At 68.7% G+C, this 18,300-nt stretch carries 18 protein-coding genes and 1 pseudogene; 8 read left to right on the top strand and 11 right to left on the bottom strand.

The annotated features are described in order from the left end of the window. A partial coding sequence (locus tag ACFWY5_RS52245; protein WP_379639515.1) for a hypothetical protein occupies positions 1-311 on the bottom strand: 311 nt, incomplete at its 3' end. Positions 312-510: 199 nt separating this feature from the next. Between ACFWY5_RS52245 and ACFWY5_RS52240 the strand changes: the two genes are divergently transcribed. From ACFWY5_RS52240 to ACFWY5_RS52225, 4 genes and pseudogenes are all read left to right on the top strand, one after another. After that, a complete protein-coding gene (locus ACFWY5_RS52240) occupies positions 511-1,074 on the top strand; it encodes a dihydrofolate reductase family protein (protein WP_379639514.1) in 564 nt (187 codons plus the stop codon). Positions 1,075-1,116: 42 nt separating this feature from the next. Continuing rightward, positions 1,117-1,338 (top strand): annotated as a pseudogene (locus ACFWY5_RS52235) (transcriptional regulator); the annotation flags it as partial. 49 nt (positions 1,339-1,387) lie between these two features. Beyond that, positions 1,388-1,747: a hypothetical protein gene (locus tag ACFWY5_RS52230; RefSeq protein WP_379639517.1), complete on the top strand. Its 360-nt coding sequence runs from the start codon at positions 1,388-1,390 to the stop codon at positions 1,745-1,747. A gap of 87 nt (positions 1,748-1,834) precedes the next feature. Beyond that, complete coding sequence (locus ACFWY5_RS52225; protein WP_379639513.1) at positions 1,835-3,196, top strand: hypothetical protein; 1,362 nt, start codon at positions 1,835-1,837, stop codon at positions 3,194-3,196. Between the two features lie 235 nt (positions 3,197-3,431). On the opposite strand, the gene ACFWY5_RS52220 is transcribed toward ACFWY5_RS52225, so the two are convergent. The 6 genes from ACFWY5_RS52220 to ACFWY5_RS52195 all read right to left on the bottom strand — a co-directional run bounded on the left by ACFWY5_RS52220 (position 3,432) and on the right by ACFWY5_RS52195 (position 7,579). Then, on the bottom strand, positions 3,432-3,572 hold the full coding sequence (locus ACFWY5_RS52220) for a hypothetical protein (protein WP_379639512.1): 141 nt from the start codon (positions 3,570-3,572) through the stop codon (positions 3,432-3,434). Between the two features lie 32 nt (positions 3,573-3,604). Beyond that, entirely contained in the window at positions 3,605-4,402 is a 798-nt protein-coding gene (locus ACFWY5_RS52215) for a 2-keto-4-pentenoate hydratase (protein ID WP_379639511.1), read from the bottom strand. Positions 4,403-4,405: 3 nt separating this feature from the next. Further along, a complete protein-coding gene (gene dmpG, locus ACFWY5_RS52210) occupies positions 4,406-5,410 on the bottom strand; it encodes a 4-hydroxy-2-oxovalerate aldolase (RefSeq protein WP_379639510.1) in 1,005 nt (334 codons plus the stop codon). Then, the gene (locus ACFWY5_RS52205) at positions 5,407-6,282 is read right to left on the bottom strand and encodes an acetaldehyde dehydrogenase (acetylating) (protein WP_379616084.1); all 876 of its coding nucleotides are present in this window, start codon (positions 6,280-6,282) and stop codon (positions 5,407-5,409) included. The genes dmpG and ACFWY5_RS52205 overlap by 4 nt, the downstream gene beginning before the upstream one ends. 77 nt (positions 6,283-6,359) lie before the next feature. Beyond that, positions 6,360-6,860 (bottom strand): RidA family protein, encoded by a 501-nt coding sequence (locus tag ACFWY5_RS52200; RefSeq protein ID WP_379616086.1) that lies wholly within the window; start codon positions 6,858-6,860, stop codon positions 6,360-6,362. Beyond that, positions 6,857-7,579 carry an aspartate/glutamate racemase family protein gene (locus ACFWY5_RS52195; protein ID WP_379639509.1) on the bottom strand — a complete coding sequence of 241 codons (723 nt, stop codon included), beginning with the start codon at positions 7,577-7,579 and terminating at the stop codon, positions 6,857-6,859. Before ACFWY5_RS52195 ends, ACFWY5_RS52200 begins: the two co-directional genes overlap by 4 nt. 111 nt (positions 7,580-7,690) lie before the next feature. Between ACFWY5_RS52195 and ACFWY5_RS52190 the strand changes: the two genes are divergently transcribed. Continuing rightward, entirely contained in the window at positions 7,691-8,578 is an 888-nt protein-coding gene (locus ACFWY5_RS52190) for a LysR family transcriptional regulator (RefSeq protein WP_379639508.1), read from the top strand. 325 nt (positions 8,579-8,903) lie between these two features. Here ACFWY5_RS52190 and ACFWY5_RS52185 read toward each other — a convergent pair whose 3' ends face one another. Then, positions 8,904-11,486 carry a PEP/pyruvate-binding domain-containing protein gene (locus tag ACFWY5_RS52185; RefSeq protein ID WP_379639507.1) on the bottom strand — a complete coding sequence of 861 codons (2,583 nt, stop codon included), beginning with the start codon at positions 11,484-11,486 and terminating at the stop codon, positions 8,904-8,906. Positions 11,487-11,784: 298 nt separating this feature from the next. Between ACFWY5_RS52185 and ACFWY5_RS52180 the strand changes: the two genes are divergently transcribed. Continuing rightward, on the top strand, positions 11,785-13,365 hold the full coding sequence (locus ACFWY5_RS52180) for a MerR family transcriptional regulator (RefSeq protein WP_379616094.1): 1,581 nt from the start codon (positions 11,785-11,787) through the stop codon (positions 13,363-13,365). A 385-nt stretch (positions 13,366-13,750) separates the two neighbouring features. Beyond that, positions 13,751-13,966, top strand: a complete 216-nt coding sequence (locus tag ACFWY5_RS52175) for a hypothetical protein (RefSeq protein WP_379639506.1) — start codon at positions 13,751-13,753, stop codon at positions 13,964-13,966. A gap of 157 nt (positions 13,967-14,123) precedes the next feature. Here ACFWY5_RS52175 and ACFWY5_RS52170 read toward each other — a convergent pair whose 3' ends face one another. Both ACFWY5_RS52170 and ACFWY5_RS52165 read right to left on the bottom strand, forming a co-directional pair. Next, positions 14,124-14,429, bottom strand: coding sequence for a type II toxin-antitoxin system Phd/YefM family antitoxin (locus ACFWY5_RS52170; protein WP_379639505.1), 306 nt, complete (start codon positions 14,427-14,429; stop codon positions 14,124-14,126). A 681-nt stretch (positions 14,430-15,110) separates the two neighbouring features. Continuing rightward, the gene (locus ACFWY5_RS52165) at positions 15,111-16,580 is read right to left on the bottom strand and encodes an STAS domain-containing protein (protein WP_379639516.1); all 1,470 of its coding nucleotides are present in this window, start codon (positions 16,578-16,580) and stop codon (positions 15,111-15,113) included. Here ACFWY5_RS52165 and ACFWY5_RS52160 point away from each other — a divergent pair, their 5' ends adjacent. Further along, complete coding sequence (locus ACFWY5_RS52160; protein ID WP_379616134.1) at positions 16,581-16,889, top strand: hypothetical protein; 309 nt, start codon at positions 16,581-16,583, stop codon at positions 16,887-16,889. A 165-nt stretch (positions 16,890-17,054) separates the two neighbouring features. Here the strand turns inward: ACFWY5_RS52160 and ACFWY5_RS52155 are convergent, their stop codons facing one another. Then, the gene (locus tag ACFWY5_RS52155) at positions 17,055-18,230 is read right to left on the bottom strand and encodes a cellulase family glycosylhydrolase (RefSeq protein WP_379616098.1); all 1,176 of its coding nucleotides are present in this window, start codon (positions 18,228-18,230) and stop codon (positions 17,055-17,057) included. Between the last annotated feature and the right edge of the window lie 70 nt (positions 18,231-18,300).

Genomic DNA, 18,300 nt, shown 5'->3' with positions numbered 1-18,300 from the left:
GTCTCCAGATCCCACAGGCGGCCGCCGTAAGCGCCGACGGTGAAGACCGCCGGGCGTCCGCCGACCTCCAGGTATCCGGCCCGCGTGCCGTCCATCGGCTCGGCGGCGGGCCGGAACGAGGGAAGCCGCCAGAACCGCACGCTCCCCTCACGGCCCGCGCTGATGGCGATCGGCTCGCCCCTCAGCCTGCCGAACACCACCGAGGTGAGATCACCATGCCCGCCGGTCGTCAGCACCTGCCGGGCCGACACCTTGATCGGCTCGCCCGCTGACGCGTGCGCGGCGCCGCCGGTCAGCAGAACAGCCGTCATGAGGAGAGCTCCCCACCGGCCCCTCGCTGTCACGTCAGGCTCCATCCACGTCGCGCCCCGGAGATCGATCGACCGCTCGGGCGGCCAGCGTAGCCAAGCCGCCGATCTTACGTCCCGGCAAAGTAGTTTTCCGGATGTCGAGAACCCGGAGTCGGCTTCGTCCTAGGGACAAACAGCTACTCGAAAGGCACGGTCAGCCATGCGAAAGCTCATCGTTCAGCAGTGGGTTACGGTCGACAACATCGCCGCGGAGGAGGACGGCGGGCTTAGTTTCGTGTCAGTGGAGCCCTTCTCCGAGAAGACCGAGCCCGCGTACAAGGCGACCGTGATGGGGCTCATCGACGCGGTCGACACGCTGATTCTCGGCGCGAACACCTACGCCCAGTCCACGGGCTGGGCGTACGCCACCGACCAGGGCGAGTACGGCGAGAAGCTCAACAACCTCACCAAGTTCGTCGCCTCGTCGAAACTGGACGACGCCCCCTGGGGCGACTTTCCCGCCGCGACCGTGACGCGCGACCCGGCCGCCACCATCCGGGAACTCAAGCAGCGAAGCGGCAAGGACATCTGGCTGTGGGGGAGCCTGACGCTCATGCAGTCCATGCTGGACGCCGGCCTCGTCGACGAGCTCAGCCTGCTCGTCTGCCCGGTCACCCGCGGCAAGGGCAGGCACGTTTTCCAGGATCGGCAGAACCTGAAGCTCATCGGGGCCACCCCGTTCGAAAACGGCGTGGTACTCATGCGCTACGAGATCAAGAAATAACGCTCGTCCGGTACGTCGGCGATCGCGATCGCCGGGGTCAGCGTGGTAGTCCACCGGTGGTTCACCGATCCGGCGGCACGCTCCCGCTATCACCCCGACGAGCATCGCCATCAGTCGCGAATCCGCGCGCCGTGGCGGCGCGGCGGGGACGAGCAGGTCGCCGCTCTCATCGGCGAGTTGCTGTCCCGCAGTCACGAGTTCGCCGACCTGTGGGCACACCACGAGGTCGCGGTACGGCGGGCCGGCCGCAAGCGCCTCCTGCACCCGGAACTCGGCGAACTCGAGCTCGACTGTCTCAGCCTGCTCAGTGAGGATGGCACTCAGCGCCGCGCCGGCCGGCGGCGACGCGGCCGAGAAGCTCGCCCAGCACGACGACCTGCGCCGCTATGTGGAAGGGGGCGACGTCGGGCTCCTGGCCCGCACCCAGGAGATGCTTCTGGAGCGAGCCGCCTTGGCGCGGATTCCCGACCTGGACGCCCGCGTCGCCACCCTGTCCGGCCGCGCCCAGGAGACCTACCGCATCGGTGTCGCCGCCCGCGGCAACGACCGCCGGATCACGCTGAGCCCGAAACAGACCATCGGAGCGGTCTCGATCATTCCGCATCCGAGCACAGCTCTCGCTTTGCGACTACAGACTCGCCGGATGGCTCGCCGTTGTGAGGTTCAGGCATGACGTCGTCAGACGGCGTACGGCCTGATTCAGGCAAGAGAATCCCGCGGCAGGGAGAACTCGCGCACGGAAGATCGCGTCAAAGCAGGGATGAGATCCTTGCGCGTGTTCGTGGCGGCTGCACTCATCGTCCTGGGCACTGGATGCGGCGGCGACGTGGCGGCCGCTGCGGCGCTGCTTCTGCCGGAGCAGCCAGGAGACCTCCATCTGGAGCAGATCGTCACATCGGACGCCGAGCGGGATCCGGTCACGGCGTACGCGGAAGGTGACGCACCCGGCGACAGGACGCTGGCCGTCCTGGTAACACAGTCGGAGGACTGGGAGCAGCCGTACAACTGGGAGCAGCCGCACGTTGGCCAGCCGGTCAAGCTGGACAAGCACGAGGCGACCATGGGCGGAGCGGGACAGCACCGCTGGATCACCTGGCCGGTTAAGACGAGTCAGGACTTCGAGTCGTTCGCGGTGCTGGGCCACGGGTTGTCGGATGCCGAACTGATCAGGGCGGCCAACGGAGTGGCAGAGGATCTGCGGCGGCCCCGGATCGACGCCGCGTATCTGCCGCGGGGACTGGATCTCGTCAAGACGGGTTCGCTACCGGTCGGCAACTGGCAGGCTGAACTCGGCGGAACGGAGCAGGTCTGGACCAACCGGCAGGCGCGCGCCAGAGTCTCCGTCAGCCAGTTGCCCGGCGATGCCGGCATGGCGGTTCTCGCCGGTGCCACCGTCATGGGAGAGCCTCGGGAGATCCGCGGCACCACCGGCCTGGCGGGTGGCGACCTGCTGTCCGGCGGATCGCTCAGCATGGACTGGGTGCACCAGGACCGGGTCCTCATGACGCCCAAGGTCCGGCTCTGGCGGGAGAACGGCGTGATCGTCAAGGTGTCCGCGCTGGGACTGGCCGACCACATGGTGGACGCGTTCGTACGAGGTCTGCGCCCGGCTGGCCCTGAAGCCGTCGAGCGGGCGCGTGGCCAGATCCTGGAGTATCCTCCCGAACTTCTGTTCCCGCCCACCGACGATGAGAACCGTCCGTTGCGTGTCGTCACGCACGGCAGGAACGTCGAACGGGCCTGGGCCATGAGCGCCGGACTGCAGGACGGAACCTTCACGTCCGCGCTCCGCGTGCTCTCCCGCCGGGCCGAGATCGTGGATGGCGGCGGCGGGACCTTCGACTGGAAGCCGGAGTACGGCCGGGCGCCGATGACAATCATGCATGACGTGCTGGAGCTCGGCCTGCCCAGCGACAACGTCCTCATCGGCTTCGCGGGGACCGGAGTGCGTAAGATCCGCATCAGCTACTCGGACGGCACCTCGGCAGAGCTTCCGCTCGGCCCGGCGGGCGGTCCAGGCGGCGTCCGCTGGTTCTCTACCGAGGTAAAGTCCCGCTCGTTCAAGCTCTCCGCCGAGATGAAGGACGGCAAGGTCACCGACACCGTACGGCGCATCCCCTGAGCGGCCTGATCACAGGTATCGGTCAGGGAGTGCCTCTCCAGAATTCGCGGCGGGAGACGCTCGAGTGGCTTTTGATCGCCGTGAGCGATTCGACCTTGGACTTCAGGTGCACACAGTCTTCTGTCGGGAAACGCCGTCGCGGGCAGGAGCCTGCCGAGGTTGATCAGTGGCTGCAGGGCAATCTTGGCTGCCGGGATGGCGAACGGCCGCCGGCGAGGAAGGCACGAGTGTGCTGTCAGCACAGGTCTCGTGCAAGGGCGGGGTGGCCGCCGTCGCTGAGGATGAGCGCGGCGAAGTTGAATGCTTCCGCGCCGCGCTCCAGAGTGTCGTCGCCGCGGGCGTCCGCGGCGTGGGCGCGGGCCTGCACTCGCGTCACGCGGGTCTCGATCCCACGACCCAAGTCGTATGTCAGGACGAGCCTTCTTCAGCCAGGATTGCCGTGACTCGGCCGATCCCGGGGAAGTCCGCTGTGACGCTGTCGCCCGGCGCGATCGTGATGGCCCTGGTGATGGAGCCGGACAGCACCACCTGGCCTGGCTCCAGCGACACCCCCAGCGCACCGATGGCGTTGGCCAGCCAGGCCAGTGCGTTGAACGGAGTACCGAGGACCGCCGTTCCGCTGCCGGTTTCGGTGATCTTGCCGTTCCTCATCAGTGTGCAGTTCGCGGATCGCAGGTCGGCGTCCGCGGGATCGATCGGCGTGCTTCCGAGGATCGCCGCCCCGGACGATGCGTTGTCGGCGATCGTGTCGACGATCGAGATCTTCCAGTCCTGGATCCGGGAGTCGACGATTTCCAGCGCCGGCAGCAGGTATCGCACCGACCTGATGGCGTCGTCGACGGTCACGCCGGGTCCCCGGAGAGGGGCGCCCAGGACGAAGGCGATCTCCGGCTCGATCCGGGGCTGGATGAACCCGCGGTAGGGGATCGGCCGGTGCTCGGGGTGGAGCATGCTCGCGGTCAGATGGCCGTAGTCCGGCTCGTGGACGCCCATCTGCCGCTGGATGGCGGCCGAGACGAGGCCGATCTTGTGGCCGCGGACCTGGTCTCCGGCCTCGGTCCAGGACCGCACCTGCTGCTGCTGGATCCGGTAGGCGTCGGAGATGGTCGCGCCGGGATAGGTGGTGCTCAGGGGAGGAATCGGTAGGCCTGACCGGTGGGCGTGGAGCAGCGCGGCCGCCGCCTCCCGGATCTCAGAAGGCTTCATCGTTCACGCGCCTCGCGCTCGGCCCGACAGCTCCGCCGCCACGTCGATGATCATGTCTTCCTGGCCTCCGATGACCTCGCGTCGCGCCAGTTCCAGGAGAAGCGTGCGCACTGGTAGGCCGTACTTGTCCGCGGCGCGCTTCGCCGGGTGGAAGAAGGTGGAGTAGAGACCGGTGTAGCCGAGCAGGAGCGCGGTCTCGTCGATGATCTGCGGTTCGGTCATCAACGGCGCGAGGAGGTGTTCGGCGACCTCGATCAGGGCCAGGACGTCGACTCCCGGGTGGTGACCGGAACGTTCCAGCGCCGCCGCGAGCGCCTCCGTCTGGGCGTTGCCGGCGCTGGCTCCCAGGCCTCGGAGCGAACCGTCGACGTAGGTCGCGCCGTTCTCGACCGCGGCGAGCGTGTTGCCGATGCCCACGCCCAGGTTGTTGTGGGCGTGGAAGCCGATGTCCGCGTGGACCGCGTCGCGCAGCGCGGCGACACGGGCTCCGGCCGAACGGGGCACGAGCGCCCCGGCGGAGTCGACCACGTAGATCACCTGCGCGCCGTAGGAGTCCAGCTTGGCGGCCTGCTCGGCGAGTGCCGCCGGTTCGAGCTTGTGGCTCATCATCAGGAAGCTCATGACGCGCATGCCCTGCTCGCGGGCGTGGCGGATCGGCTGCTCGGCGCAGTCGGCCTCGGTGCAGTGCGTGGCGACCCGTACCGTGCTCGCCCCGGCGTCGCGGATGGCGTCCAAGGCCGCGAGCGTCGAGATCCCCGGCACGTACAACACGGCGATGTCCGCTCTGTCCACCGCGGCGACGGCGGCCTGTACATACGCGACGTCCGTGGCGGCGGCGAAGCCGTACTGGATCGAGGAGGCGCCGATGCCGATGCCGTGGGCGACCTCGATGACCCGGACGCCCGCCCGGTCGAGGCCACCGGCCACCGCGCCGACCTGTTCGGGTGTGAACTGGTGCGAGACGCTGCTCATGCCGTCGCGCAGGCTCGTGTCCACGAGAGTGATCATCGGGCGGCTCCCAGGGTCTTCTCCGCGATCCGTTCGGCGACGGCGATCGCGGCGGCGGTGATGATGTCGAGATTGCCCGCGTAGGCGGGCAGGAAATCGCCGGCGCCCTCCACCTGCACCATGACGGTGACCAGGTTGCCGTCGACCTCCAGGAATCGCAGCCGGTAACCCGGCACGTACCGTTGGACTTCGGCGACGATGTCTCCTACGGCCTGCTCGATTCGCTCGGCGTCAGACCGGCGAACCCTCGCGTACACGGTGTCGCGCATGACCATGGGCGGCTCGGCAGGATTGATCAGCGAGAACGCCTTGGCCTCGTCGACCCCGGCGACGGCGGTCAGGGCCTGTCCGGTCTTCTCGCTGAACTCGCTGAGATTGCGCCGAGTGCCCGGACCCGCACCGGCGCTCGCGATGGTGGCGACGATCTCGCCGTACGAGACGTCGGCGACCTGGTCGATCGCGTACAGGAGGGGGATGGTGGCTTGCCCCGCGCAGCTGACCATGTTGAGGTTCGGCGCCTGCAGGTGATCGTCGAGGTTGACGGCGGGGACGACCCAGGGGCCGACCGACGCGGGTGTCAGGTCGATCGCGGTGATCCCCGCGGCCGCGTAGCGTGGCGCGGCCGCGGCGTGTACCTTCGCCGAGGTCGCCTCGAAGACCAACGGGGGCCGGTCCGATCGGCTGAGCAGCCAGTCGACGCCCTCCGCGGACACCTCGACACCCAGGTCCTTGGCCCGCCGCAGGCCCTCGCTGCCCGGGTCGATTCCGATCATGAAACGAGGATCGACGAGTTCGGATCGGCGCAACTTGTAGAGCAAGTCCGTTCCGATGTTGCCTGAACCGACGATCGCCGCCGGGACTTTCACGGGCATGCGTACGCGCTCCTTGTGACGGAAAGGTGTTGCCGTCCCCACGGGCCGGCGGCCGGGGGCTCCGGGGATTCGCGGGCTCAGCCGCGTGCCGGTCGGCGAATCTCGATCAGAAGTTCCAGTTCGACGGGAGAGTTCAGCGGCAGCGCCGACACCCCGACCGCCGAGCGGGCATGCCGTCCGGCGTCGCCGAAAAGTTCGCAGAGCAGGTCCGACGCCCCATCGCCGACCTGTGGGAGCCGGGTGAAACCGGGCGTCGACGCGACGAACACCAGGGCCTTGACCACGCGGGCCACCGCCGCCAGATCGCCGATCTCCGCCTTCAGCGCCGCCAGCGCGTTCAGCGCGCACTGACACGCGCACTCGTAGGCGACTTCCACGCTGACCGTGTCACCGAGCCGGCCGGTCGCGATCAGCCGCCCCTCCCGCAGCGGCACCTGGCCCGAGATGTGGATGTGATCACCGCTGCGTACGGCGGGCACGTAGGCCGCGACCGGAGGCACGACCTCCGGCAACCTCAGCCCCAGCGCCTCGAGGCGCCGTTCGGGATGGGAGAAGGTCGCGCGGCCTCCCGGGCTCATCGAGGTCCACCGCGCCAATCAGGCATCGCACGCTCGCCGACAGCGACGTCGTAGGCCGCACGGGCCAGCAGACGGGTCGAATCCAACGTCGGCAGGCACGAAACATCGGGCGTGATCAGCAACGGGATCTCGGTGCAGACGAGCGCGACCGCGTCACAGCCCCGGCCGGCCAGCCGTTCGATGACGCGGAGGTACTGCTGGCGCGACGCGTCGCTGATCACACCGTTCACCAGCTCCTTGAAGATCACCTCGTTGACGAGGTCACGGTCGTCGGCGTCCGGCAGTTCCGCGGCGATCCCACGGGAGGCGAACGCCCGCGGGTACATCGGGCCGTCCATCGTGTACGTGGTGCCCAGCACGCCGACACGGGTACGCCCCTCGGCCGCGGCCTGGTCCGCGACGACCTCGGCGATGTGGAGACCCGGCAGCGGGAGGTCCGGTCCCGGCACCTCCAGAGCCATGTGGGCGGTGTTGTCCGGACAGGCGAAGAAGTCGGCGCCGGCCCGGGCGAGCCGCCGCGCGCTGGTGGCCAGGGTGGCCCGGACGGTCGCGTGATCTCCGCTCTCCCAGGCGGGCATGCTGTACCCGAAGGCGACGTAGTCCAGGGTGACGTCGGGATGCTCGTTGCGACCGGTCCGGCGAAATCCCTCCTCGCAGAAGGTGAGGAAGCAAAGGGCGGCTCCTCCCGTGCTGTGAGCGAGGACTCCAAGGTGTTTCACGACGACTCCGGCGTTTCAGAACAGCGGGACGGCTTCATTCTTCCCCCGAGGACCCCAACCCGCCTACTGCAAGGCATCGATCGATATACCATCCATGCTGTGGAGGCATGGATGGATGTGCGGGTGATGGGCTACCTGGTGGTGATCGCCGAAGAGGGATCCATCAGCGGAGCCGCTCGCCGCCTGCGACTGACCCAGCCGACCCTGAGCCGGCAACTGCGTGACCTGGAACGACGCTTGGATACTGAGCTGTTCGTCCGCACCGGCCGAGGCCTCGCTCCCACCGCGGCCGGCGCGGCGCTGCTCCGGCGAGCCGTGCGCATGCTGGCCGAAGCAGAAGCCGCTCTGCACGACGTACGGCTGGCCGCCGAAGGCAAGACCGGCCGGGTGACGGTCGGGTTCGCCGGATCGGGCATCAACGGCGCGCTGGGAGGCGCCCTCGGCCGGCTGCGAGCGGAACTCCCCGACGTCGACCTGTCCCTGGTGGAGCTGTTCGACGACGCCGAGATGTCGGCCGGCATCCTGGACGGAAGCCTCGACGTGGCCGTGCAGCGGCTGCCGGTCCGCGACGCCCGTCTCGCCACACGAGTCTGGACGCGAGAGCCGTTGACCCTCTTCCTGCCGGCGGGGCACGCCCTGGCCACGACCCGTGAACCGGCACCGGTATCCGTACTCAGCGAGATCCCCCTGGTGCTGTGGCCACGCGAATCCGCGCCCCACGCGCACGACGAGATCACCTCGTTGTGCCACCACGCCGGGATCGTACCGCGCGTCGGCGCACGGGGCCGGACCGTCCAGACCATCCTCGCGCTGGTCGCCGCCGGGTTCGGCGCGGCCGTGATGGCCGACTCCTATCGAGTGCTGCACCGAGATGGCGTGACGGCTCGACGACTCGCGGGTACCGCCACCACCTTGCACCTGGTCTGGCGGGCCGGGGATATGGGCCCGCTTCTCACCCGTTTCATGACCGCCCTGAACACAGGACCGCAGCGCGAGTGAGCTCGCATGCGACTGGGTGGCCGCACCCTGGCCACCCTCGCCCGACAACACCCTCCTGCTGTCAAGCTGCCTTCAACAAAGCCATGACCCGCACCGTTCACCCCACTGGTTCTGTCGATGACAAGTGGATCTGGATCAAACTCCGTGAAGCGGTGACGGATGGTAATCATGCAGAGCGGGCGCATGGTCCTTGATCGCGATTCCGTAACTCGATGTACACGGCCCACCATGCCCAGCGATGCGTCACTCCGTCGCGGCGACAACATAGCCGAGTTGGGTCCGTTCCATAGGCGAGTGGCAGTAGCCGTACAGGATGACCCGCTCGTCAGTCGTGGTGGATGGTGACGGTGCCGGCGGAGCCGTCGACGGTGATCCTGTCGCCGGTGCGGATGACGCGGGTCGCGTCGCTGACCCCGACGACGGCGGGGATGCCGTACTCCCTGGCGACCGTGGTCCCGTGCGAGGTGAGGCCACCCGTCTCCGACACCAGCGCGCCCGCGGTGAGGAACAGCGGCGTCCACCCGGGGTCGGTGGCGGCGACGACCAGGATCTCGCCGGGCTGGAGTTGCACCGCGTTCGGATCGTGGACGACGCGCGCGGTGGCCGTCACGACGCCGGACGCGGCGGCCAGGCCCCGCAGGCTCTGGCCGGAGGAGTCCCCGGCAGGCTGCCCGCGCAGTTCGAGGGCCCGCCCGTCGGACAGCACCAGTGACGGAACCCGTGGCCGCCTGCACTCCCGCGCGTATCGAGCCCGCCGCTCGTCGGCGGTCGCCCGCAGGTCCTCACCGCCCAGCCCTGACCGCAGTTCCGCGGGGACGAGGAACATCACATCCTCGCGCCGGGTGAGCCTGCCGTGCCGGACCAGGTCCTCGCCGATGAGCAGAAGCTGGTCGCGGATGTGGGCGTACCCGCGCATCAGGTAGACCTTGCCGTGCTCGCGCAGTCCGCGCAGCGCCCTGGAACGGCGGAGCATGAACCCGGCCGCGACAGCGTGCGGGAGGCGCCGCAGAGGCAGCCGTCCGACGAGTTCGCGCAGTGTCCTCTCCGCCGCGTGCGCCGCGTCGGTGAAGTAGCGTTCGGCGTCCTGGGCGGGGTCGGTGGTCAGCAGGTAGGTGGCGAGCATGGCGAAGACCGGCTCGGGATCGTTCGACCAGCGGGGCACGCCGAGGTCGATCTCCGCGCGGGCCCGGAACCCGTACTCCCGCAGGAACCGGGACACGCCCTGCTGCAGGGTCTCGGGAAGGGTCTCGGCCGCGTAGCCGGCGGCCAGTCGCGCGGGATCGTGCTCGGCGAACAGCGCCGCGCACGCCGCGTCGTCGCGGATACGCCGCGACAGCCGCCACAGGGAGAGGTCCATCTCGGTGGTGGGGTTGCCGGGGACGCCGCGGAAGACGGCGTTGATCTCGGCCTCGCCGGCCACGCGGGACAGGAGGCGCGAGCCGATCTGCGCCGCTCGCTGCCCGGCGTACTCGCGCGGCAGGTCCAGTTCGATGCGCGCGACCTCGGGCGCGACCCTTTCGACGAAGTCCAGCCGCTCTTCCGCGCTCGCCCGCGCCGGGCCGGCGTACCGGCTCACCAGTTTCTCCGACCTGGCCACGATGCCGGCCCGCGCGGCCCGGGGGAAGGCGAGCGCGTAGACGACGCGCCACCAGTGTGCGCGGTGCTCGCGGGGCGGCGCGCAGGCCAGCGGATCGATTCCGGACGACGGTCGCAGCTCGTCGGCGTGATCGAGCAGCGCCCGCCCGGCCGGGGCGGTGAAGGCGTCGATGAGATGGGCCAGCCGGGCGCGGCGGCTGTCGCTGTAGGCGCCGTCGGTGACATCCCAGTACAGCCAGCCGTGCACGCCGGGGATCTGCGGGGCGATGCCGGACCCGGCCAGTCCTGGCTGGAACGACATCTGCCGCAGCCGGATCAGGTAGGCGCCGATGGGCGTGAACGGTTGAGTCAGGCCCTGGTAGGCGTTGAGCGACCAATACACCCGCGGCCGCTCCTGAGCCGCCTCGGGCACCGGGAACAGTGTGGTGATCGGTCGGGACTGGGTGATCCACAATCGCCCGGACGTGTCGTAGGCCCACTCGATGTCCTGCGGCGAGCCGAACAGCTCCTCCAGGCACCGGCCCAGCGCCCAGAGCTCCCGCAACTGAGCGCGGCTGAGCTCACCGGAGCCCCGCACGCTGACGGCGCCAGGCCCGATCCGGTACTGGTCGGGCCTGACGGTGCCGGACACCAGGCCCTCACCGAGACCGGCCACCGCCTCGACCACCATCTCGGTACGCCGCTCACTCATCGGGTCGACGGTGAACAGCACACCGGCGTGCCGCGCCTCGACCATGACCTGCACGACCACCGCGATCTCGGCCTCGCGCTGATCGACGCCGTTCGCCGCCCGGTACAGCACCGCGCGGTCGGACCACAGCGATGCCCAGCACCGGCGGACGGCGTCGAGCACCTTGCCGACGCCGCGGACATCGAGGTACGTGTCGTGTTGCCCGGCGAAGCTGGCCTCGGGCAAATCCTCGGTCGTCGCGGACGACCGTACCGCCACGGCCGGGGCCTTCTCAACGGCCAGCAGCCGGTAGGCGGCCGCGACGCTCTCGGCCAGGTCCGGTGGCACCGGCGCGCTCATGATCCGCCGGCGCGCGTCGCCCGCGAGCCTTACCAGGTCCTCCTCCGTCGTCGCCCGGTCGAACTCCTCCAGCACGCCGTCGAGGGACACCGACCTCCGGTACGCGGCGGTCGCGACGCAGAACCCGGCGGGCACCGGGAACTCGGCGGCCGTCATCACGCCGAGGCCGACCGCCTTGCCGCCGACCAGGCCGAGCATGGTCCCATCAACCGACCCCAGACCGACCAGGTCACCCGGACCGAGGCCGGTCTCGGCGCTCGCATCGGTGTTGGTCGTCAACATCGCACCCTCCTGCAGGCGTCACCCCGCCGTGAGCACGCGCCCACAGCCCTGTTAGGTAAGCCTCATTTCTCAACTCGGGTTGAGTGCAACTCGCCCGTGGGGAAGGTCGCGACTGCGGATCGCGTACTGGCCTGCCGCACCCGCCGGCTGCCGTACACGCCCAGCTCCGCCGACGGCGGCGCGGAGCCGCCTGCGAGCTCGGGCCCCGGCGTGCGAGCGGCCTCCCGGCGCCGCCGTTCAGCCAGGACATACGCTTCGTATCATTAGTCATTACCCATGAGGCGCGGAGAGGTGAGGCATGCGGAACGGGACGGCCGCCGCGCCGGTCCTGCGGGAGGATGACCGCGCGTCGCTCGCGGCCCTGAGCCGCGACCAGGGCGTCCCCGCACGGGTCGCCCGACGGGCGAAGATCGTCCTGATGGCGGCCGACGGGATGACGAACCACGCCATCGCCGAGCGGCTCGGCGTGACCAGAAAGACCGTCAGCGCGTGGCGCCGGCACTACGACAGCTCAGGGCTGACCGGTCTGGACGATCGGCCTCGGCGGGGACGGCCGCGCCGCCTCGATCATCGGGAGATCGTCGCGGCGACGCTCAGGCCGCCACCCGAGAGCCTGGGCGTCACGCGCTGGTCCAGCCGGCTGCTCGCGGCCCGCCTCGGCATCGGCGCCGCCACCGTGGCCCGGGCGTGGCGTGACGCGGGCATCTCTCCCAGGGGCTCGGGGACGTTCGCGTTCGCCACGGCTCCCGCGTTGGTGGCAGAGGTCGTCGAGGTCGTCGGGCTGTATCTCGCCCCGCCGGTGAACGTGATCGCGCTGCACGCGAAGGCCGCCCCCGCCGCCGGCTCGCGGGGCCGGCCACCCACGCCCCGCCCCGACGCCGGTGAGCGCCTCGGCGGCGCCGGCCGATTCGGTGGTGCCGGCCGCTTCGGTGGTGCCGACCTGCTGACCGCGATACGGAGCGCACCTCACGAGTGGGCCACGCCCCCTCATCGGGACGGGAACCTCGGCTACGTCCTCGATCTGCTCGAATTCCTCGACCACGTGGCGCGCACCTGTCCACCTGACGGCAGCGAGCCGGCGTTGCGCCTGGTCTTCGAGGATGACGCCGCGCACGTAAACGCCGCGATCCACGACTGGCTCGCCACCCACCCGCAGATCCGGGCGCACGTCGCCCCGCGCCGGCTGTGGCGCGGCCTCACCGAGATCTGGCTCGCCCTCACCGAAGCCCAGGCCGACCATGACCAGGCCGGCGGCGCTCAGGCAGGCTACGGCCAAGCAGGCGGCGGACACCACACCGACGCACCGGCTGGGACGGCGAGCCTCATGACCCCAGCCGCCTCCGCGCAGGCGGACGACGACCGGCGGACCTTCGTCTGGTTCGACAGGACCAAGGAGCACCCCCAGGCCGAGACCGAGCCCCCGGCCATGGCCGCCGACCGGCGGGAACCCTCATCTGAGGATCGGGGACTGCCTTCGATCCTTTCGATCCGGACCATCGCCGACAGCCTCGAAATCCCGCTCTCGACCCTGCACTACTGGGAGCGCCAAGGACTCCTCACACCGCATCGCCGCCACGGGCAGCGTTTCTACGACGCCGCCCAGATCCGGCGGATCGCGCTGGTCCACCTGTGGCGCGAGACGGGAATGCTGAGCATCGGCGACATCTCGCGCCTCCTCACCGATCAGGAGACGAGCGACTGGCGCCACACCGTGCGCGACCGGATCAACGCCATCGGCGACCAAATCGAACGGCTGGGTGCAGCGCAGACGTACCTGAGCCACCTGCTGATGTGCGCCCACGAACCACTGGAGCAGTGCCCCGACTTCCAGGAGATGGTCGATGCGCGCGTCGGCACGTGGTGCCGGACAGGGGATTGATCCCGCCAGGCCAGGAGAGCACCATGAAACGACACGTCAGCCATCCTCCGGATTGTTTCGTGCGAGGGTGCGGCCGCGTTTGACGGTCTTGCCGACGTCCGCGTCAAGCCAACTCGGGGTGAGCCCTGTCAGCGGCCCAGTTCTCCTGCCGGTCCAGGTCGCGGGCAACCACCGCTTCCTGAAAGCCTCGGCTGCAACCGGCAGCGGCAAGCAAGCACAGACACATGCCCCCGCAAGGCTGGCGCCAACGACGTATCAGGAGGTCAACCGGCGCTTCCCTCTGGATAGAGCCGGCATTGTTCGCGGAACTGTTCTGTGCCCGCCAGGCACGCAGGTCGTGACAGGCGGCGCTACCGCAGCCAGCGCGTCCGGGCGGATCACCGGCATGACACCAATCCCCGACGGGACCGGCATGTACGCCAGCGCCTCCTTCGGCCTGCCAGGCGAGTTGTCGGTGCTGGTGCTCTGCGCCCCGCTGCAGCAGCTATCCAGAGTCGCCACGCTGCCCCACACCGTGCAGTCCATCGCGCAGGGATTCGTCGACCGCCGAGACTGCCCCGTCGGCACAATGTCCATGGGCGGCGGAGTATTCATGTGGTAGATGCCCGGGGCATCCGGGTCCGGGATGGCCGCCTCGGGTGGGATCGGGCCGACCAGCAGCGGCCGCAGTGCGTCGAGTGCCTCGTCCTGTAGTTCGGCGTTGAGCGCGCCCATGGTCCACTCAGGCGTCTGCCTCCACAGCAGGCGGCGTGGAGTGCTCACGCCTGCTTGCCGCGGAAGTGCTCACGCGCCTGGTCCAGCAGTTCCTCGGCGGTCGCGGCGGCGAACTCGGCCGCCACCTGGCCCTGCTCGCCGCGCAACGTGGCGGCGTGCTGCTCCATCACGTACGCCTGATCGTCCTCGCTGAGCCCCTGCCACAGCAGGGCGCGGTAGTCGTCAATCGAGATCAGCACCGACTCCGGCTCACCCTGCCGGGTGAACACGGTCGGCCGGTGGGCATGCTTGGCCCGGGTGGACGCCTCGCCCAGCTGATGCCGACCTTCTGTCAGTGACATCGTCTCCATGTACAGAATATACATTCTGTACACCGCTTCGGCGTGTTCCTTCTCCACGGCATCGGACTGTGGCCCTTCACGGCATCCCGCATCCGATGTCTAGGGGCATTGCACTGTTCTCGCAGGTCACCGAGTTCCGCACCTGGGTCGAGTGCACCAACGGCCACGGCCGCAGGGACGGGGCGTGGACAAGGACCAACAGCGGCCTGTGGAGCGAAGCGAGCTGCGGAACGATCGTCCACCTGGTCTCTCCCCGGGGGCTGAGCGTCCGGACAAGCGGCCGGTTCACTGGCCGTGGTGCCCCAGCACCATAGCCGTGCAAGGGGCCTTGCCCGAGGGCGAACGTGCTTCCTGGCCCGGCCAGCGCGTAATTGTCCCGATGTTCCGTCCCGGGCCGCGTTCGGCCCTCAACGCGCAGGCGCGCCCGATGGCGGGTGACTCCCGGGGCGTCGGTGATCCCTTGCGACGGGACAGATCTAGACGAACTACAAGCGCGCGATCCCCGCTCGGTAAGGGTTCAGGCCAGGCCGATGGCCGGGGGTCTGCCTGCAAGAATCTGCAAAGGGGTCAGGCCCAGCGGCTGAGGTCAACCGGGTCCTGGGCGATCGCACCCGGGACGCCGTGGCGGGCCGAACGGCGGCCGCGGGCGGGCGCGCTCGCCGTGGTGTCGGGGCTTGTAGCCCGCGATGGTCACCAGATCCAGTGGGAACGGAGGTCGGCGCGCCACTGCTTGGGGTAGTACTGCATGATGGTGAAGGCCATCCCGATGTCACGGGCGATGTACTGGTCGCGTTCGAGTTTGCGGGTGATCGGCTTGCCGGGCGCGCTCTGGTCATCCCACCAGGATTCCCACTGCTTGATGCAGGTTTGCGTCCCATAGTGCGGGTTGGAGCAGGGGGCGGGCGGCGACCAGATCTGCGTGTGGCCGAAGCTGACGACCTTGCCGGACGACTCCTCGGTGAGCGTGCCCCAGGCCTTCAGACAGTACGGCTGCGAAGGAATGTCCCACTTCACATAGTGCTGCCGTCCAGTGGTAGCGAGGGTCTGGAGATTCTGGCAACGCCCGTCGCCGATCTGCTCCTTGGTGATCCGCAGCTTGTAATAGGTGCCGTTGTCGGCCCAGCCGTCCAGCATCACCCAGTCGCCCTCGCGGATGAACGTCTCGGAAGAATCCGGCGGCCAGGTAGCCGGGTCTCCCCAGCTGATGCCGGACGTGGTCGATGACTGCGGCTTCCATGCCCACTGCCCGGCCGCCTTGCCGTCAGCCCAGAACTGGCCCGCGCTACGCACTGACATGCGCGAGTACTCACCGTAATTCTCGGTGCGCGAGGCATGAACGGGGACAGCGGATCCGACCAGCAACGCCACCACAACGGTGCTTGCCAGCATCATCTTGAACAACCGAACCTCCTTAGAATCTTGCCTACAAGTACGGCGGAGCTCACGACGGATGTCGAACGCGATACGGAACGCCTTCGGGAGCTCAGCAGTTGTGAACTCCCAGTGGGGAGTGATCAGAATGTCATGGAAGTAGCCGAATTCCCCGCATGAGCGCGTCCTGCGTCTCCTGCAGATCACCGGCACCTGCCAGCTGTTCCACACCCACCCATCGCTGCAGCAGGCACTGAGCGCCGTCCACCTCGACACCTCGGCCAGCGGCACCTGACCCCGCACAGGCTGGGCGGCAAGGGGGTGAAGGGTGCGCGTGCCAGGCGGCGTGTTGCGTCCGAGGCGGGTGCTGAGCCGGTCCAGGTGATTGCGCGGCCTGGCCTCCGCCGCCGGGAGGGGACCGTATGCGGTGGGCCGCGCGCGGTCCCCTCCCTCTCCCGCTGTTCGGGCTGCTGCGGCGGCTTCGATGGCGTCGTGCACGGTGAGGTCGACGTGCAGGTGTGACAGGGCTCCGGTGACGGCCAGCAGGCGTAGCGGCCGGTTTGGTGGCGCCGCCAGGCACAGCATCGTGCCCTGCCGGACGGCGTAGTGGTGGGCGCGCAGGAGGACCGACAGGCCGCTAGTGACCAGGAAGGACATCGCGCCGAAGTCGACGATGAGGCATGCGCTCGCGGTCGCCTCCTGAGCAACACCTCGTCCAGGAGGATGGCGCTGGTGACGTAGACGTCGCCGACCACACGGATCACGACACGCTGCCGCAGATGGTCGCAAGTGACCGTCAACGATGTGGACGCCTGGGAGCCCAGTACGTTCCCACCCGCCGAAAATCTGTTGGCCATCCTGACGATCGCGGCCATTCCCCGCCGCCTGGCCACCCGACAAACGTGCCTCCATCGCCAGCACGGCAAGAGTATGAGCTCCGCGAGCGACTGGGTGTCGATCGACACAGCCATTCTTCTGCGAGTCATCCGGGAGATCAGGGACTGCGAGGGGGTATCGATGTCAACGAGCACCAAGGTGGCGGAAGTATCTGTGCCGCTTCGAATCGATCCTCGAACATTGAAGGAGCTTGGGATGTGAAAACAAATGAATGGATTCTCGCTGGCGAATCAAGGTTCGTCTCAAGGAAGAAACGTGTGCCGACTTCGCCGTTTCGGCCATGGCCGTCGCTCCACCTGGTGCCGCAACGGCCTTTACGAAACAATGCCTGACCCAAAGCGGCGTGAGGTTGTCGCCGCGGGGGTGTCATGAGAGTTCCAGAATGCCGCGAGTAGCGAGATAGTCAGAATCGTCAGCCCGATCGGCGAGTGCAATGGCGACCCTTTCCCCCGCCGCCGCCCGCGCCATCCAGGCTTCGAAAAAAGCCCCGCCCGGCGCGGACGACGAGCGTATGCCATCGAACACCAGTGCTTGGGACCGGACCGCGGGAAGGTGATCCTTTGTGGCCACCGCACGGTAGGCGGCGGCCAGTGGCTTCTCCGTCCCGTCGTTGGCGAGAAGCCCGAGGGTGTACTCCAGCTCAGGGAAGTCCAGCAACTCGCGGCTGACGTCATGTGAGCACCACCACGTCAGCCCCCACACCTGCGTGCAGCTGAGCACGTTGTGCAGAGTCTTGGTGGCGAATTCGGCGGCGTGCTCGGCCGGGATGTGCGGCTCCGGCGCACCCACCTCCTGCACCCAAACGGCGCGGCCGGGGTCGGCTGCCCAGGCTTTGGCCAGCTCTACCACGTACTCGGCCAGGTGCGTGGTCTCCGGTGCGAGTGGTCCGTAACGTCCCGCGCAATCGCCGGAGAACACCCACGGGTGGACCGTCGTCATCGCCCCCTTGGTCGTCGAGGCCTGGGGGGTGAAGGGGTGCTCATCGTTGTACCAGACCGCGTCGTAGGCTGAGTGCACGTGCGGATGTCCGGGGTCGCCCTCGTGGCAGGCTGCCAGCAGCCTGTCCAGCCACGCGTCCACTTCCGGCGCCGCCACGGGGTTGTGGGCGACCAGGTTGTTCAGTTCGTTGCCCAGCGTCAGGCCGAGCAGGTTGGGCTTGTCCGCCAGTGCGGTCGCTACCGTCCGCACCAGCTCCACCTGGGCCTCCACCACGTCCGGGTCGGTGAAGACGTTGCGCTCATGCCAGGTCTGCAGCCAGGTCGGGTAGAAGTCGAAGCTCGACAGGTGCCCTTGCAGCAAGTCCACCTGCACGTTCAGGCCCGCTTCCGCGGCTGTGTCCACCACACGGCACACGTCGTCGATCGCGCTGCGGCGGATCAACCCGCGATGCGGCTGCAACAACGGCCACAACGGAAATATCCGGACATGGTCGAGCCCTAGCTCGGCGATCTGCTCAAATTCCTTCCGCACCACGGCGAGATCAAGATCCAGCCAATGATGAAACCATCCCCGTGCGGGGGTGTAGTTCGCCCCGAAATGCATAGAAAGCCTTTCTTGGTACGGCTGCCGCCATATGCTGGCTAATCGCCGTCTATTCCTACTGCCTTTGATC

The sequence above is a fragment of the Nonomuraea sp. NPDC059007 genome, from assembly GCF_042740555.1.
Classification (GTDB): Bacteria; Actinomycetota; Actinomycetes; order Streptosporangiales; family Streptosporangiaceae; genus Nonomuraea.
This window is presented reverse-complemented; position numbering and strand designations above follow the sequence as displayed.

Excerpts from the sequence above, each read along its gene's own strand:
- ACFWY5_RS52225 (WP_379639513.1), top strand. The coding sequence starts at position 1,835 with ATGAGATCCTTGCGCGTGTTCGTGGCGGCTGCACTCATCGTCCTGGGC.
- ACFWY5_RS52175 (WP_379639506.1), top strand. The coding sequence starts at position 13,751 with ATGACACCAATCCCCGACGGGACCGGCATGTACGCCAGCGCCTCCTTC.
- ACFWY5_RS52205 (WP_379616084.1), bottom strand. The coding sequence starts at position 6,282 with ATGCCCGTGAAAGTCCCGGCGGCGATCGTCGGTTCAGGCAACATCGGA.
- ACFWY5_RS52190 (WP_379639508.1), top strand. The coding sequence starts at position 7,691 with ATGGATGTGCGGGTGATGGGCTACCTGGTGGTGATCGCCGAAGAGGGA.
- ACFWY5_RS52240 (WP_379639514.1), top strand. The coding sequence starts at position 511 with ATGCGAAAGCTCATCGTTCAGCAGTGGGTTACGGTCGACAACATCGCC.
- ACFWY5_RS52180 (WP_379616094.1), top strand. The coding sequence starts at position 11,785 with ATGCGGAACGGGACGGCCGCCGCGCCGGTCCTGCGGGAGGATGACCGC.
- ACFWY5_RS52170 (WP_379639505.1), bottom strand. The coding sequence starts at position 14,429 with ATGGAGACGATGTCACTGACAGAAGGTCGGCATCAGCTGGGCGAGGCG.
- ACFWY5_RS52185 (WP_379639507.1), bottom strand. The coding sequence starts at position 11,486 with ATGTTGACGACCAACACCGATGCGAGCGCCGAGACCGGCCTCGGTCCG.
- dmpG (WP_379639510.1), bottom strand. The coding sequence starts at position 5,410 with ATGATCACTCTCGTGGACACGAGCCTGCGCGACGGCATGAGCAGCGTC.
- ACFWY5_RS52215 (WP_379639511.1), bottom strand. The coding sequence starts at position 4,402 with ATGAAGCCTTCTGAGATCCGGGAGGCGGCGGCCGCGCTGCTCCACGCC.
- ACFWY5_RS52200 (WP_379616086.1), bottom strand. The coding sequence starts at position 6,860 with ATGAGCCCGGGAGGCCGCGCGACCTTCTCCCATCCCGAACGGCGCCTC.
- ACFWY5_RS52155 (WP_379616098.1), bottom strand. The coding sequence starts at position 18,230 with ATGCATTTCGGGGCGAACTACACCCCCGCACGGGGATGGTTTCATCAT.
- ACFWY5_RS52230 (WP_379639517.1), top strand. The coding sequence starts at position 1,388 with ATGGCACTCAGCGCCGCGCCGGCCGGCGGCGACGCGGCCGAGAAGCTC.